The sequence below is a fragment of the Bradyrhizobium guangzhouense genome, from assembly GCF_004114955.1.
Taxonomy (GTDB): Bacteria; Pseudomonadota; Alphaproteobacteria; order Rhizobiales; family Xanthobacteraceae; genus Bradyrhizobium; species Bradyrhizobium guangzhouense.
In genome coordinates this window covers 116,189-130,942 of sequence record NZ_CP030053.1, presented here as the reverse complement: position 1 = coordinate 130,942, position 14,754 = coordinate 116,189, and the positions used below count along the sequence as shown (strand labels likewise).

At 64.2% G+C, this 14,754-nt stretch carries 13 protein-coding genes; 3 read left to right on the top strand and 10 right to left on the bottom strand.

All coding sequences use genetic code 11. The features are described from left to right. The first annotated feature begins 53 nt into the window (after nucleotides 1–53). The 3 genes from rpoN (at nucleotide 54) to ptsN (ending at nucleotide 3,200) form a co-directional block, all read left to right on the top strand. Nucleotides 54–1,676 carry an RNA polymerase factor sigma-54 gene (gene rpoN, locus XH91_RS00600; RefSeq protein ID WP_128948793.1) on the top strand — a complete coding sequence of 541 codons (1,623 nt, stop codon included), beginning with the start codon at nucleotides 54–56 and terminating at the stop codon, nucleotides 1,674–1,676. Between the two features lie 174 nt (nucleotides 1,677–1,850). Continuing rightward, the gene (gene hpf / locus XH91_RS00595; RefSeq protein ID WP_128948792.1) at nucleotides 1,851–2,450 is read left to right on the top strand and encodes a ribosome hibernation-promoting factor, HPF/YfiA family; all 600 of its coding nucleotides are present in this window, start codon (nucleotides 1,851–1,853) and stop codon (nucleotides 2,448–2,450) included. Nucleotides 2,451–2,738: 288 nt separating this feature from the next. Next, nucleotides 2,739–3,200: a PTS IIA-like nitrogen regulatory protein PtsN gene (ptsN, locus tag XH91_RS00590; protein WP_008141251.1), complete on the top strand. Its 462-nt coding sequence runs from the start codon at nucleotides 2,739–2,741 to the stop codon at nucleotides 3,198–3,200. A gap of 85 nt (nucleotides 3,201–3,285) precedes the next feature. On the opposite strand, the gene XH91_RS00585 is transcribed toward ptsN, so the two are convergent. The 10 genes from XH91_RS00585 to XH91_RS00540 form a co-directional block, all read right to left on the bottom strand. After that, the gene (locus XH91_RS00585) at nucleotides 3,286–4,218 is read right to left on the bottom strand and encodes an FAD binding domain-containing protein (protein WP_128948791.1); all 933 of its coding nucleotides are present in this window, start codon (nucleotides 4,216–4,218) and stop codon (nucleotides 3,286–3,288) included. Continuing rightward, a complete protein-coding gene (locus XH91_RS00580) occupies nucleotides 4,215–6,902 on the bottom strand; it encodes a molybdopterin-dependent oxidoreductase (protein ID WP_128948790.1) in 2,688 nt (895 codons plus the stop codon). Before XH91_RS00580 ends, XH91_RS00585 begins: the two co-directional genes overlap by 4 nt. Then, a complete protein-coding gene (locus tag XH91_RS00575) occupies nucleotides 6,899–7,540 on the bottom strand; it encodes a TetR/AcrR family transcriptional regulator (RefSeq protein WP_128948789.1) in 642 nt (213 codons plus the stop codon). The genes XH91_RS00580 and XH91_RS00575 overlap by 4 nt, the downstream gene beginning before the upstream one ends. 477 nt (nucleotides 7,541–8,017) lie before the next feature. Next, nucleotides 8,018–8,290 carry a BQ00720 family protein gene (locus XH91_RS00570; protein WP_128948788.1) on the bottom strand — a complete coding sequence of 91 codons (273 nt, stop codon included), beginning with the start codon at nucleotides 8,288–8,290 and terminating at the stop codon, nucleotides 8,018–8,020. Between the two features lie 51 nt (nucleotides 8,291–8,341). Next, nucleotides 8,342–8,767 carry an Hsp20 family protein gene (locus tag XH91_RS00565; RefSeq protein ID WP_008141238.1) on the bottom strand — a complete coding sequence of 142 codons (426 nt, stop codon included), beginning with the start codon at nucleotides 8,765–8,767 and terminating at the stop codon, nucleotides 8,342–8,344. Between the two features lie 235 nt (nucleotides 8,768–9,002). Next, the gene (locus XH91_RS00560; RefSeq protein WP_128948787.1) at nucleotides 9,003–10,085 is read right to left on the bottom strand and encodes a sn-glycerol-3-phosphate import ATP-binding protein UgpC; all 1,083 of its coding nucleotides are present in this window, start codon (nucleotides 10,083–10,085) and stop codon (nucleotides 9,003–9,005) included. A gap of 4 nt (nucleotides 10,086–10,089) precedes the next feature. Beyond that, complete coding sequence (ugpE, locus tag XH91_RS00555) at nucleotides 10,090–10,938, bottom strand: sn-glycerol-3-phosphate ABC transporter permease UgpE (protein ID WP_128948786.1); 849 nt, start codon at nucleotides 10,936–10,938, stop codon at nucleotides 10,090–10,092. 2 nt (nucleotides 10,939–10,940) lie between these two features. Beyond that, entirely contained in the window at nucleotides 10,941–11,822 is an 882-nt protein-coding gene (gene ugpA, locus XH91_RS00550) for a sn-glycerol-3-phosphate ABC transporter permease UgpA (RefSeq protein ID WP_128948785.1), read from the bottom strand. Between the two features lie 66 nt (nucleotides 11,823–11,888). Next, nucleotides 11,889–13,205 (bottom strand): sn-glycerol-3-phosphate ABC transporter substrate-binding protein UgpB, encoded by a 1,317-nt coding sequence (ugpB, locus tag XH91_RS00545; RefSeq protein WP_128948784.1) that lies wholly within the window; start codon nucleotides 13,203–13,205, stop codon nucleotides 11,889–11,891. Between the two features lie 243 nt (nucleotides 13,206–13,448). After that, entirely contained in the window at nucleotides 13,449–14,666 is a 1,218-nt protein-coding gene (locus XH91_RS00540; RefSeq protein ID WP_128948783.1) for a CaiB/BaiF CoA transferase family protein, read from the bottom strand. Between the last annotated feature and the right edge of the window lie 88 nt (nucleotides 14,667–14,754).

The following is a 14,754-nucleotide window of genomic DNA, read 5'->3' as shown; positions in this document are numbered from 1 at the left end:
TGGGACTAAGATAAGCAAGAATCGGACCAATTTTCGGGAACGGTTCTTGTTAGATGGCGCTTTCGCAGAGATTAGAGTTCCGGCAATCGCAGTCGCTGGTCATGACGCCGCAGTTGATGCAGGCGATCAAGCTGCTGCAATTGTCCAATCTCGATCTCACCACCTTCGTGGAAGAGGAACTCGAGCGTAACCCTCTGCTGGAGCGGGCCAACGAGGAGGGCGGTGGCGAAGCCCCGGAGGCTGGCCAGTTTAGCGACCATGATGGCGATGATTCAGGCAATCAGGGTGATGCCGACGGCTTTGGCGGCAGCGGCGAGGCCTTCGAGCCGGGCCAGGAAGAATGGATGAGCAAGGATCTTGGCACCCGCGCCGAGATCGAGCAGACCCTGGACACGGGCCTGGACAACGTCTTCTCCGAGGAGCCGGCCGAGGCGGCCGCGCGCAACGCCCAGGATGCCGCGCCGACCACCTACACCGAATGGGGCGGCGGCGCCTCTGGTGACGAGGACTACAATCTCGAAGCCTTCGTGGCGGCAGAGATGACGCTCTCCGACCATCTCGCCGAGCAGCTGTCGGTGGCCTTCACCGGCGCGGCGCAGCGCATGATCGGGCAGTATCTGATCGACCTCGTCGACGAAGCCGGCTATCTGCCGCCCGATCTCGGCGGCGCGGCCGAGCGGCTTGGCGCAACGCAACAGGACGTCGAGGACGTTCTTGCCGTGCTGCAAAAATTCGATCCGCCCGGTGTCTGTGCGCGTAGCCTGAGCGAGTGCCTCGCGATCCAGCTCCGCGAGCTCGACCGCTACGATCCCGCGATGCAGGCCCTCGTCGAGCATCTCGATCTCCTCGCCAAGCGCGACATTGTGTCCCTGCGCAAGCTCTGCGGCGTCGACGACGAGGACATCGCCGACATGATCGGCGAGATCAGGCGGCTCAATCCCAAGCCCGGCATGAAGTTCGGCTCCGCGCGGCTTCAGGCCATGGTGCCCGACGTCTATGTCCGCCCGGGCCCGGATGGCGGCTGGCACGTCGAGCTCAACAGCGACACCCTGCCGCGCGTCCTGGTCAACCAGACCTATTACTCCGAGCTGTCGAAGAAGATCGGCAAGGACGGCGACAAGTCGTATTTCACGGATGCGCTGCAGAACGCGACGTGGCTGGTGCGCGCGCTCGACCAGCGCGCCCGCACCATCCTGAAAGTCGCGACCGAGATCGTGCGCCAGCAGGACGGCTTCTTCACCCATGGTGTCGCACATTTGAGGCCGTTGAATCTGAAAGCGGTTGCCGACGCCATCCAGATGCATGAATCCACGGTGTCGCGCGTCACCGCCAACAAATACATGGCGACAAATCGCGGCACATTCGAATTGAAATATTTCTTCACGGCCTCGATCGCCTCGGCCGACGGCGGCGAGGCGCATTCGGCCGAAGCCGTGCGTCACCACATCAAGCAGCTGATCGATTCGGAGCTGCCTACCGCGATCCTGTCGGATGATACCATCGTGGAACGCTTGCGCGCTTCGGGCATTGATATTGCCCGCCGCACGGTCGCGAAGTACCGCGAAGCCATGCGCATTCCGTCCTCGGTGCAACGCCGCCGCGACAAGCAGAGCGCTCTTGGTAACGTCCTTTCCACCGCAATGCCCGATCGCTCCCGCAACACCGAGCCGGCCTGATTGCGCTGGCGCGAAATCGCGCTACTCTCCTCCCCCAATCGCGACCGATCCAAGCAGGCGCATGATCCGGAAAAGTGTCCGGCGGTTTTCCGACAAGATCATGCGCAGGGAAATGACCTGAGATGCGATGACGCGTCGTCGCATCTCAGCCAATTGAACCAAGCGAGGCATCACATGACTCTTCGGATTTCGGGCAAGAGCGTTAGCGTCGGTGAGGCCCTCCGCGGCCGCGTCACCGACCGGACCGAAGAGGTCCTGCGGAAATATTTCGACGGCAACTATTCCGGCCACATCACGCTCAGCAAGGATGGCTTCGGCTTCCGCACCGACTGCGCGCTGCATCTCGATTCCGGGATCACGCTGGAAGCCGATTCGAATGCGCAGGATGCCTATGCCAGCGCCGACCAGGCGCTGATCATGATCGAGAAGCGGCTCAAGCGCTACAAGAGCCGGCTCAAGGACCGTTCGGCTCGCAAGGCCCATGTCGCCTCCGCGGCGCTGGCCGCGCTCGACGCCACCGCCTATGTGCTCGAGGCCCCCGGCGAGGGCGACGACGAGGACGAGGTCACCGGCTACAGCCCCGTGATCATCGCCGAGGCCACGACGGCGCTGAAGCAGATGTCCGTCAGCGAGGCGGTCATGGAACTCGACCTCAGCGGGGCACCCTGCCTGGTATTCCAGCATGGCTCCTCCGGCCGGGTGAACATCATCTACCGCCGGGCCGATGGCAATGTAGGCTGGATCGACCCGCCGGGTGCCAAACCGGGCGATTAGAGCGTTTTCGAGCGAAGTGGATGCCGGTTCGCGTGAAGAAAACGCGTCAAACAAAGAATCTACCCCGGTGTCCGGGGGCAACCCCGTATCAACCACAGGTCTTAACAATGACCGTTGCAAAGCCGCACGCGGGAGTTGGCACCGGGATTGCGTTGGAGTAGAAGCGCCCCACATCAGGACCGGGGCTAAGTCCCCCTCCTGCTTGACCTTCTTGACGCCGGTCGGGCTCGATCTGATCGAGACGGCCAATTCGGAACCTGACGGTTTAATTCACCTCGGAACACTTCCATGCCGATTACCGATCTGGTCGCCCCCGAGGCGATTCTCCCGGCATTGAAGGTCAACAGCAAGAAGCAGGCGCTCCAGGAGCTCGCGGCCAAGGCCGCCGAACTCACCGGCCAAAACGAGCGCTCGGTGTTCGAGGTGCTGCTCCAGCGCGAGAAGCTCGGCACCACCGCGGTCGGCTACGGCGTTGCCATTCCGCACGGCAAGCTGCCCAAGCTCGAGAAGATCTTTGGCCTGTTTGCCCGGCTCGATCGTCCGATCGATTTCGAGGCGATGGACGGCCAGCCGGTCGATCTCGTGTTCCTGCTGCTCGCGCCCGAAGGCGCCGGTGCCGATCATCTCAAGGCGCTCGCCCGCATCGCACGCCTCCTGCGCGACCAGGATATCGCCAAGAAGCTCCGCGCCTCGCGCGACGCCCAGGCGATCTATTCGGTGCTCGCCCTGCCGCCGGCAACCGCGGCGTAATCTCCAACAATTCGCTCTCGTGCCCCGGACGCTGCGCCGCAACGCTTCGCGCTGCGGCTTGTCCGGGACACGCGTGCGCGACCAGCTAATCCACAAGCCGCTCCAGCACGTCGCGCACCAGCCCTTGCAGGAGATCGAGCTTGTATTCCGCCATCGGCAATGGTTTGGCGCCCGAGGTCGCAGCTTTCGCCGCGTCTGCGATCGATGCCGCATTGGCAATCTTGCCATTGAGCGCGACTTCGGCGGCGGTGAGGCGAAGCGGCACGGGCGCGATGCCGCCGGCAGCGAGACGCACGAGAAGGAACTTGCCGTCTGCTATCACGACGCGGGCGCAGAGCTCCACCAGCGGCCATTCCGCATGGCTCCGGCTGATCGCGCGCTTGTAGGAGGCGCGCTCGCCCTCGAGCGGAGCAGGAAGCGCAATGCTCTTGATCATCTCGCCGGCTGCGAGGGCATGATCGGCGTGCGCGAGCGAGCCGTCGCCGAGCAGATCCGCGATCGAGAGCCCGCTGCGCTGGCTTGTTGTGATGGTCGCATCATAGGCGAGCAGCGCCGCCGCCATGGTCGAGGGATGCGGCGCGACGCACGGGCCGAGATCGAAGGCAACGCCGTAGAGATGATTGCCAGACCGGGCAGGGCAGGTGCTGCCGCTCTTCTTCAGGCAATCGATGTCGGCGCGGCGGAAATACCAGCAGCGCGAACGCTGCGCGAGATTGCCGCCGAGCGTCGCAACCTGGCGCACCTGTGGCGTGGCGAGGCCCTGTGCGCCCGCCGCCATGCCGGGATAGGCCGCGGCGATGCGCGCGTCCGTCGCGATCGAGGCGATGGTGGTGAGCGCGCCGATCTTGGCTGATCCGTCGGCGGCCCAGGTGATCGCCTTGTCGCCGGTGGCCGAGATATCGATCAGTAGTCCCTGCGAGACGCCACTGCGGCGGCGTTCGCTGAGGTCGGTTCCTCCGGCGCGGAATTCAGGCGTGGGCTTGGCAGTCGGCTCGGCGGTCATGACCGCAACACTCATGCTGCATCCCTCCCTTTCAGCGCGGCCACCAGGCGATCGGGCCGGAACGGAATTTCGGTCAGCCTCACGCCGATCGCATCGCGGATGGCGTTGGCGATCGCGGGCGAGGTCGGCACTGTCGCGACTTCGCCGATGCCGACGCTGCCGCCCGGCACATGCTCGAAACCGGCCTCGTCGAAATGCACGTCCAGTTTCGGCATGTCGGCCATCCCGGGAATGCGGTAATCCTCCATGCTGCCGCTCAGGATGTGGCCGCTCGAAGGATCGGTCTCTCGCGCTTCATAGAGTGCGTAGCCGATGCCCTGGATCACCGCGCCTGCGGCCTGGCTTCGCGCCAGCGCCGGCGCGGCGAGCTTGCCGATCGCAAGGCCCGTATAGGCGTTGAGCACGCGCACATGGCCGAGCCAGGTATCGACCTCGACTTCCATCACCTGCACCGAGCTCGGCACGCCGGCGCCGACCACCATGTGGTTCATCAAGCGCAGCACCCAACCGAACACCCGGCCCATGATGCCAGCCTCGTGCAGCGCGGGCCTGACGCCGGGCGGCGGCTTGCCGTCCTCCTGGCGTTTCGCCGACACGGCGATATCAGGGGACGCCGCGATCATCTCTCGCCAGGGCGCGTTCGAGCCCGGAGCAGGCGTGCGAGACGCGGTGCGCTTGATTTCCGCTTTCAGCTTGTCGATGGCGAGCAGGGTCGGCGGCACCACCGAGGCGGTGACGCGGCTGCCGCCGGAGCCCGGCCCGGGCGGCAGGTCGGAGCGGCCGATGCGAACGTCCACGTCCTGCGGGTCGAGATCGAACGCCTTCGCGACGGTGTTCGCGATCACGCTGCGCGTGCCGGTGCCGATGTCCTGCACCGCGCAGCTTGCGACGATGCGGCCGCCCTTGATCGCGAGCTCGACCGAGGAGCCGGTCTGCCAGAGATAGAGCCAGTAGCCGGTGGCGACGCCGACGCCGCGCCTGAAACGGCCGGTTTGCGAGGCGGCCGGCTTGCGGTTCTTCCAGACGTCGAGGCCGGCGGCCCAGTCGTAAAGCCGCTGCCGGTTGGGATCGGTATCCCAGCGCTTGCGCAACTGGATCGGATCGACGTTCATCCTGAGCGCGGCTTCATCGACCGCCTGCTCCAGCGCAAACGACATCGGCGGACCGCCGGGGCCGCGGAACGGCGCGCCGGGCGGCAGATTGCTCAGCACGTCGAAGTCGACGAGTTCTTTTGCTTCGGCCGGATAGATCAGCCGCGCCAGGCCGGCGATCAGCGAGTTCACGGCAGCGCCGGTATCGGCATGCGCGGTGAGCGACAGCGCCTTGAGGCGGCCGTCCGCCGAAGGCAGCAAGGAGAGCTTCAATTCGGCGGCCGGACGATAGCCGGTGACGGAAAGCTCCTCCTCACGATCGAAGGCGACCCGCACCGGCGCCTTGGCGGCGCGCGCAAGCTCGATCGCGGCGATGGTCTCCAGCCCAACGCTGCCCTTGGAGCCGAATCCGCCGCCGACATGATCGGCGATCACACGCACCTTGTCGTGCGGAAGGCCATAGCGCTTGGCGATCTTCTCCATGCTCTCGTGAATGGCCTGGGTCGAGATGTGCACGGTGAGCTGATCGCCATCGAGCCTGGCCACGGCGGCATGCGGTTCGAGGCTTGCGTGCTGTTGCGTCGAGACGCGGAAGGTTTCCTCGACCAGCAGCGGATTGCGTTGCGCCCGCGCCTCGTCGAGCCAGCTCTTGGCCTGCTTGGCTTTCTGCGAGAACGGCGCCGAAGGCCCGCGCACATTGCCCTTCCACGACACCGGAGCGCCGCCGGCGCCCTCGGACACGTTGCCGGCACGCTTGCGGTCCTTCTTGTCGAACACGACGGGCGCATCGTCGCGTCGCGCGGCATTGAGCCCGATCACCGCGGGAAAAGGTTCTAGCTTGAAGGTGATCGCGGCGATCGCCTTCAGCGCGGTGCGGCGATCCCTGGCGGCGACGGCTGCAATCGGCGCGCCGACGAAGCGGATCATGTTGTCGTCGTCGAGCAGCGGAACGACCGCGGCAACACCTTCCACGGCGCGCGCCGGCGCCAGATCAAGCGAGGTGATCCGCGCATGCGCGACATGCGCGCGCAGGATGACGCCTTCGAGCTGGCCGTCATGGTGGATGTCGACGGTGTAACGGGCGAGGCCCGTCACCTTGTCGCGGGCTTCCAGCCGCGGTGCGATGGGATCGTTGCCGTCGAAGCGGCCCGAGCAAGCCTCCGCCACCGCGCGAAAAATGCCTTCATAGGCGCCGCAGCGGCAGAGATGCCCTGAGAGCGCGGCGGCGATCTCCTCGCGCGAGGGTGTCGCCGCGCCCCTGGTCGCGCGCCAGCTGTCATGGAAGGCGGTGGCTTCGACGACAAAGCCGGGCGTGCAGAAGCCGCATTGCAGGGCGTCGTGCGCCATGAACGCCTTCTGCACCGGATGCAATCCGGCAGCTCCTATGCCCTCGATGGTCGTCAGCGATTTGCCGGCGGCCGCCTGCGCCGGCAACAGGCAGCTCACGACGGGCGTGCCGTCGAGCAGCACGGTGCAGGCGCCGCAGACGCCGGAGCCGCAGACGAGCTTGGTGCCGGTGAGGCCGCCGTCGCGGATCACGTCGATCAAGAGCGCATCCGGATCGTCTGGGAGCGCAAAAGGCCTTCCATTGACGGTCGTGGTGGTCATTTTCGAACTCCCGTTTTGCGTGGGGACTTCTTCGCTGACGGCGCCATCGCGCCGGCGATCAGCATGCGCAGCATGGTCTCGAGCTGTTTCAGAAACGCCTCGACCGGCTGCATGGCAGGGAAAGCGGATTTGGTGCCGTGGACCGCCATCTCGACGCAGCGCGCGAGCTCGCGCACCGTGATGCCGCTTGCGAGCGTGAACTTTCGCTTGCGGCACACCCGCGCAATCGTGGTTGCGATCTCGTCGGCGAAGCGGCTGGAATAGCTCTGGTAGAGGTCGCGCGCCTGCGCGAGGTGCTCGGAAAACAGCTCCTCGGTATGGGGCGAGTCCTTGAGCGAAGCGAGCAGCGACTGCATCCGCGCGCCGATCTCGGCAACCAGGATCTCCGCAAGCTCGAGGCCTTCCACCTCGGCCGCCTTTGCCGCCTCGATCTCGGCGGCAAGCCCTTGCTCATAAAGCCGCTCGATCACCGCGCGGAACAGGGCCTCCTTGGAGGCGAAGTGATGGTACAGCGCCTGACGCGTCAGCCCGGCCTCCTCCGCCGCCTGCTCGATCGAGGAGCGGCGGAAGCCGTGGCGCCGAAACACGCGCATGGCGGCGTCGAGGATGCGGTCCTGGGGTGGGGCCTTGGCCTGCATTTTGTCAGATTTGACAAAGATGGATGAAATGTCAAATCACGGATTGATGACGGTCTCGTGCGCGCGTGTGAGCCGAGGCCGCCCCCGCATGTGGGCAGGGACATCGCATATGGGTTTCACGAGGATTGCCTGTGGTTTGCTCCGCCTCTCCCGCTTGCGGGAGAGGCGGACACGCCTCGGGCGATGCGAAGCATCGTCCCGAGCGTGGCGGGTGAGGGTTCTTTCCTCTTGGGGATTGTCCCGTTGCGGAGACACCCTCTCCCCAGCCCTCTCCCGCAAGCGGGAGAGGGAGCCTAGTGCCGATGCCGCCGCATCATGCAAACATATGCGATTGCCCCGCCCCGCAGGCGGGCAGGAGCATCATCGAATCCCGTTGGCTCGCAATAGCGACGCGAAACATCACATCGCAAATGAAAACGGGCACGCCTTCGTGCGAAGGCATGCCCGCCAAAACTCTTTTCGTGCTTCGCGCGCGCCTCAGTGCACGCTCACCGCTTGCAGCTCGTTGCTCCAGGCGTTGGCGACCGCGGCTTCGCGGCTGTCAGTCAGCATGATCGGCGTGCCGTCGGCGGCGTGGAGCGCGAACAGCTTGAGGCCGGGCGCGATCTTCGGGGCTTCGGGAAACAGGCCGGGCACATCCTCGGAGCGGATCTGCTTCACATAGGCGATGTGGCCTTCGCCGAGGTTTGCCAGCGTCTCGGGTGAGACGTTCTTGGCTTCGTATTCGAACGCAACGTGACCTTCACTCATGGTCTCGACTCCTTCACAGAAACTAAGCGGTCGAGTCCGCTACTCGTTCCATTATTCGTGCTCATTGATAGCGATTGTCTTAACGATCCTCTCCGGTTCTGGCCGGGCCAGGTCGATCGACAACAACCCGTTCTTCAGATCCGCACCCAGCACCAGCATCCCCTCCGCCAGCACGAAGGTGCGCTGGAAGTGGCGCGCGGCGATGCCGCGGTGGATGTATTGCCGGGTCTTGTCGTCCTGCTGCCGCCCGCGGATCACGAGCTGGTTTTCCTCAATGGTTACATCGAGTTGGTCGCGGGTGAAGCCGGCGACCGCCAGTGTGATGCGCAAACGCTCGGGCTGGCCGTCCGCCTGGCCACATCTCTCGATGTTGTAGGGAGGATAACCGTCGGCGCCCTTGACGACGCGATCAAGCACGCGCTCGATTTCGTCGAAGCCCAGAAGGAACGGACTGGAAAGCGTTGGAACACGAGACATAGTTTACAAAGTCCTCGCGGAAAGCGACTTTGGCATTTCAGGGCCCGGGAAGGCGCCCCTTGGTCAGCAATATGGTCATATCCCCGAGCGGGTTCAAGGACGTGGCCGGGGGCTGTGGATTCACTGCTTCCGCTCTCGCACGGCGGTGACAAACTCTCCGGCCGATTATCCCAATGAAAACAGACCCCCTTCTACTGTGCATGGGGTTGTTTTCGCTGATCGGGGGCGGAACCGGTCAGATCTCGATCCGCGTCCGCCCGTCCCCGCTGAACAGATGCAGCTTGTTGCGGATAGCGGCGACACGGATCCTCGCGCCGATGGCCGGGGCCTCGGTTCCGGGGATGCGGACGATGACCTCGCCCGGCGGCAGCTCGCCCGGCGTCGCCGCGACGCGCTGCTCGTCCTGGGCGCGCGCGCCGTAGACGAAAGTCTCCGCGCCGACCCGCTCGATCGCTTCCACCGTCAGCGACAGCGCAACGCCGCCCGCTGGCGTCTGGTCGGTGATGACGAAGTCCTCCGGGCGGATGCCGAGGATGCCGGCGTCGCCCGCGCTGCCGAGCTGCGACTTGATCTCGTCCGCGCGCGTCGACATCAAATTCATCGGCGGTGCGCCGATGAAGGAGGCGACGAAGGTCGTCGCCGGCTTCTCGTAGATCGCGAGCGGATTGCCGATTTGCTCGACCTGGCCGCCGTTCATCACGACGAGAACGTCGGCGAGCGTCATCGCCTCGAGCTGGTCGTGGGTGACGTAGATCGAGGTGACGTTGAGCCGGCGCTGCAATTTGCGGATCTCGACGCGCATCGCGATGCGCAGCTTGGCATCGAGGTTGGAGAGCGGCTCGTCGAACAGGAACACTTTCGGCTGGCGCACGATGGCGCGGCCCATGGCGACGCGCTGGCGCTGGCCGCCGGAGAGCTGCCCCGGCTTGCGGGTCAGCATGGTCCCGAGCTCGAGCACGCGTGCGGCTTCCTCGACGCGGGTCTTGATCTCGGCTTCCTTCATGCCGCGATTGCGCAGGCCGTAAGCCATGTTGTTGAAGACGCTCATATGCGGATAGAGCGCGTAGTTCTGGAACACCATCGCGATGTCGCGGTCGGCCGGCTCGACCTGGTTGACGACACGGCCGCCGATGTCGATCTCGCCGGAGGTGATGGTCTCGAGCCCCGCGACCATTCTGAGCAGGGTCGACTTGCCGCAGCCCGAAGGGCCGACCAGCACGCAGAACTGCCCGTCGGCCACATCGACATCGACGCCCTTGATGGCCTCGAAGCCGTTGGGATAGGCCTTGCGGACGTTGCGCAGCGTAACATTGGCCATGGGCCTATTTCTCCGTTTCGATCAGGCCCTTGACGAACAGGCGTTGCAGCAGCACGACGACCGCCACCGGTGGCAGCATCGCGAGCACCGCGGTGGCCATGGCGACCGACCATTCGGTGAGTGCGTCCTTCACATCGATGATCTTCTTGATGCCGATCACGATGGTCTGCATGTCGTCGCGCGTCGTGATCAGGAGCGGCCAGAGATATTGATTCCAGCCGTAGATGAACAGGATCACGAACAGCGCGGCGATGTTGGTCACCGAGAGCGGCAACAGCGTATCGAAGAAGAAGCGGATCGGACCTGCTCCATCCATCTTCGAGGCCTCGACCAGCTCCTTCGGCACCGTCATGAAGAACTGCCGGAACAGCAGCGTCGCGGTTGCCGACGCGATCAGAGGCAGGATCAGGCCGGAATAGGAATCCAGCATGTGCAGGTCGGACGTGATCTTGTAGGTCGGGAAGATACGCACCTCGACCGGCAGCATCAGCGTGATGAAGATGGTCCAGAACGTCGCCATCCTGAACGGAAAATTGAAGAACACGATGGCGTAGGCCGATATGATCGAGATCGCGATTTTTCCGAGCGCAATACCGACCGCCATGATGAAGCTCGACAGCAGCATGCTGCCCACCGGCTCGCGCGTCGTCTTGCCGGTGCCGGACATGATCGTGTTCCAGTAGGTGTCCAGCGCGTGGCTGCCCGGATAGAGCGGCATCTGGCCGTTGGCGATCACGGAGTTGTCGTGGGTGGAGGCGATGATCGCGAGATAGACCGGGAAGGCGACCACGATCACGCCGGCGATCAGCACCAGGTGCGGCAACAGATTTCCAAATCGTCGATGCTCGACCATTGTCAGTAATGGACCTTCTTTTCGACGTAGCGGAACTGGACTGCGGTGAGCACGACGACGATGATCATCAGGATCACGGATTGCGCGGCCGAGCCGCCGAGGTCCGAGCCCGCCTTGCCGTCCAGGAAAACCTTGTAGACGAGCGTCGAGGTGGAGCCGTTCGGCCCGCCTTCGGTTGCGGTATCGATGATGCCGAGCGTGTTGAAGAAGGCGTAAGTGATGTTGACGACGATCAGGAAGAACGTCGTCGGCGACAGCAGCGGGAATACGATGGTCCAGAACCGCCGCATCGGCCGTGCGCCGTCGATCGCCGCGGCCTCGATCACACTCTTCGGGATCGACTGCAGGCCGGCGAGAAAGAACAGAAAATTGTAGCTGATCTGGTTCCAGACCGCGACGATGACGATCAGGATCATGGCATGCGTGCCATTGAGCACCGGATTCCAATCGATGCCGTTACGCTGCAAGGCGCGCGCGATCATGCCGAGCCCGGGCTGGAACATGAAGATGAACAGCACGCTCGCCACTGCAGGTGCGACCGCGTAGGGAATGATCAGGAAGGTGCGATAGATCTGCACGCCTGCGATGTTTCGGTTCGCCATGACGGCGAGCAGCAGGCCGATCGCAAGAGAGAAGAACACGACGAGCAGTGAAAATACGAAGGTCGTGCCGATCGCGTGATAATATTCGGGCGTCTTCAGCAGGTTGGCGTAATTCTCGAACCAGACGAACTCGGTCGAGAGCCCGAAGGCATCCTGCACCAGGAAGGATTGCCAGAGGGCTTGCGCGGCCGGCCAATAAAAGAAGATCAGGGAGACCGCAAGCTGCGGAAACACCAGGAGGCAGGCGAGCAGCCTGCCTGGAAAGATCGCCCGGTTCTCCATGAAGCCCCCGCCTCACTCGCTGAAAGTCGTGGCTGCGGACCGTCCGCAGCCACGACCGATGAGATCTTACTTGGTCGCGGTCCGCTCGAACTGACGCAGCATCTGGTTGCCGCGCGAGACGGCAGCGTCGAGCGCTTCCTTCGCCGACTTCTTGCCGGCGAGCGCCGCCTCGATCTCCTCGGACCAGACGTCGCGCATCTGCACCATTCCGCCGAAACGCAGGCCGCGCGAGTTCTCGGTCGGCGGCTTGTTGGTGAGTTCCTTCAGCGGCACTTCCAGGATCGGGTTCTTCTCATAGAAGCCCGACGCCTTGGTCTTGTCGTAGGCCGCCTTGGTGATCGGCAGATAGCCGGAGACCTCGTGCAGATAGACCTGACGATCGGTGTCGGACAGGAAGGTGAAGAACTTCGCGATGCCCTTGTACTCTTCACTGGATTTGCCGCCCATCACCCACAGCGAGGCGCCGCCGATAATGGAGTTCTGCGGCGCATCCTTGGCGTCCGGGAAGTACGGCATCGGAACGGCCGTATAGTTGAACTTCGCGTTCGCCTTGACGTTCGGATAGAAGGCCGACGACGTCATGTAGAGCGCGCATTCGCCCGAAGTGAAGCGGCCTTCGCCGGTGTTGGTGCGACCGGAATAGTCGTAGCTCTTGTCCTTCTGAAGCTCGACGAGGTTTTCGAGCAGCTTGGTCTCGAGCGGGTTGTTGAATTCCAGCACGGTGTCGAAGCCGTCGAGGCCGTTGGCCTTGGTGCCGATCGGAATGTTGTGCCAGGCCGAGAACTGTTCGATCAGGCCCCATGTGATCCAGCTCGAGGAGAAGCCGCATGTCGGGCTCGTCGCGTGCAACTTCTTGGCGTCGGCGAACACCTCGGGCCAGGTCTTCGGCGGCGCGTCGATGCCGGCCTTCTTCAGGGCGTCGAGATTGACCCACATCACCATGCTCGACGAGTTGAACGGGAACGAGAGCATCTCGCCCTTTGCAGTCGAGTAGTAACCCGTGATGGCCGGCAGATAAGATTGCGGGTCGAACTTCTCGCCTTGCTCCTTCATGAGGTCGGAGACCGGCTTGATGGCGCCCTTGGCGGCCATCATGGTCGCCGTGCCGACCTCGAACACCTGCATGATACCGGGTGCGTTGCCGGCGCGGAACGCCGCGATGCCCGCGTTCAGCGTGTCGGCATAGCTGCCCTTGAACGTCGGAACGATCTTGTAGTCGCTCTGAGATGCGTTGAAATCGTTGGCAAGCTTGACCACGACGTCGTTGTTGGGGCCCGTCATCGCGTGCCACCACTGGATTTCAGTCACGGCCAGCGCCGGCGAAGCCGTCATGCCGACAGCGACTGCAACAGTGGCAGCCGCCCCAAAGAATCGAAGAGCCATCAAGAAACCTCCCTCAGCCGTCAATAAAGAAGCGCTTGCGCTAGCAGCGCCGTATGACGTTCACATGACTGTGTAAGCGGCCGAAACGAAAGCGGCAAGCGCTGGAAAAGGGAAGCCATCAAATAGGCGAACGCGCCGCGCGCAGCCGCAATCGTTCGCGGTGCACACTTGTGCCCGCGCCGCAGTGCGGCATCGCCAGGGTTTTTCTGCTCCCTCGCCGCTTGCGGCGAGGGAGCGCAGCATCTAGCGCTTGCGCTCCGGCCCGCAGACCACGCCGGTCTCGACCATGGCGTCGATCTCCGACTTTGAGTAGCCGAACTCGCCCAGTACCTCCTGGGAGTGTTGGTTGAATTTCGGCGGCAGTCGGCGCAGGCTCGGCTTGCTGCGATCGAGCCGGATCGGCGAAGCCACGCCCTTGTACCAGTCCTTCTCGATCACATCGCCGCGGGCGATGGTGTGCGGGTTTGTCAGCGCCTGGTCGATCTTCTGCACCGGGCCTGCGGGCAGGCCTGCGGCGAGCAGGCGATTGCACAACGGCTCGGCCTCGTGCTGGCTGAACACGGCGGCGAGCTCGGCGCGCAGCGCTTCGCGATTGGCGATGCGATCCTTGTTGCGGGCAAAGCGCGGATCGGTGCCGAGCTCGGGCTTGCCGATCTCCTTGGCAAGCTTGCGGAAGGTGCCGTCATTGCCGACGCCGATGAAGATGTTGTCGGTCTTGGTCGGGAAGATCGCGTAGGGCACGAGGTTCGGGTGCTCGTTGCCCGTGAGGCCGGGCGGCTTGCCGTGCATGAAATAATTCGCGGTGTGCGGATGCATGATGGCGAGGCCGGTTTCGTACAGCGTCGTCTCCAGGAACTGGCCCTTGCCCGAGCGTTGCCGCTCGGAGAGCGCCATCAGGATGCCGATCGCCGCGTAGAGCCCGGTGGTGATGTCGACCAGCGGCACGCCGATCCGCATCGGGCCGCTCTCGGGCGACCCCGTCGCGGCGATCATGCCGGTCATGGCCTGGATGATGGCGTCATAGCCGGGATTGCCGCCACGCGGGCCGTCGGCGCCGAAGCCGCAGATCCGGCAATGCACGAGGCGCGGATATTTCTTGCTGAGCACATCGTTGCCGATGCCCCATTTCTCCAGCGTGCCTGGCTTGAAATTCTCGATCAGGACGTCGGCCGTCTCCAGCATCTTCCGCAGCACGACACGGCCACCTTCCGAGGCGAGGTCGAGGCCGATCGAACGCTTGTTGCGGTTGATGCCGATGAAATAGGCCGCGTCGTCGTCGTGGAAGGGAGGGCCCCAATCGCGCACCTCGTCGCCGGCGGGCGGCTCGACCTTGATCACGTCGGCGCCATGGTCGGCGAGGATCTGGGTGCAGTAGGGACCGCCGAGCACGCGCGTGAGATCGATGACGCGCAATCCGCTCATTGCGCCCAACGCTGCTTCAGAACCGGCTGCTTCAGTCATGCCGTCGCTTCCCCTGTGTCGAAATTGATCTCAGGCCTAGCGAGGTTCGATCGCGCCAGCAATGGCTTGTCGCGTGGGGGCGTATGCG

Coding starts and splice junctions, on each gene's coding strand:
- rpoN (WP_128948793.1), top strand. CDS start 54: ATGGCGCTTTCGCAGAGATTAGAGTTCCGGCAATCGCAGTCGCTGGTC.
- hpf (WP_128948792.1), top strand. CDS start 1,851: ATGACTCTTCGGATTTCGGGCAAGAGCGTTAGCGTCGGTGAGGCCCTC.
- ptsN (WP_008141251.1), top strand. CDS start 2,739: ATGCCGATTACCGATCTGGTCGCCCCCGAGGCGATTCTCCCGGCATTG.
- XH91_RS00585 (WP_128948791.1), bottom strand. CDS start 4,218: ATGAGTGTTGCGGTCATGACCGCCGAGCCGACTGCCAAGCCCACGCCT.
- XH91_RS00580 (WP_128948790.1), bottom strand. CDS start 6,902: ATGACCACCACGACCGTCAATGGAAGGCCTTTTGCGCTCCCAGACGAT.
- XH91_RS00575 (WP_128948789.1), bottom strand. CDS start 7,540: ATGCAGGCCAAGGCCCCACCCCAGGACCGCATCCTCGACGCCGCCATG.
- XH91_RS00570 (WP_128948788.1), bottom strand. CDS start 8,290: ATGAGTGAAGGTCACGTTGCGTTCGAATACGAAGCCAAGAACGTCTCA.
- XH91_RS00565 (WP_008141238.1), bottom strand. CDS start 8,767: ATGTCTCGTGTTCCAACGCTTTCCAGTCCGTTCCTTCTGGGCTTCGAC.
- XH91_RS00560 (WP_128948787.1), bottom strand. CDS start 10,085: ATGGCCAATGTTACGCTGCGCAACGTCCGCAAGGCCTATCCCAACGGC.
- ugpE (WP_128948786.1), bottom strand. CDS start 10,938: ATGGTCGAGCATCGACGATTTGGAAATCTGTTGCCGCACCTGGTGCTG.
- ugpA (WP_128948785.1), bottom strand. CDS start 11,822: ATGGAGAACCGGGCGATCTTTCCAGGCAGGCTGCTCGCCTGCCTCCTG.
- ugpB (WP_128948784.1), bottom strand. CDS start 13,205: ATGGCTCTTCGATTCTTTGGGGCGGCTGCCACTGTTGCAGTCGCTGTC.
- XH91_RS00540 (WP_128948783.1), bottom strand. CDS start 14,666: ATGACTGAAGCAGCCGGTTCTGAAGCAGCGTTGGGCGCAATGAGCGGA.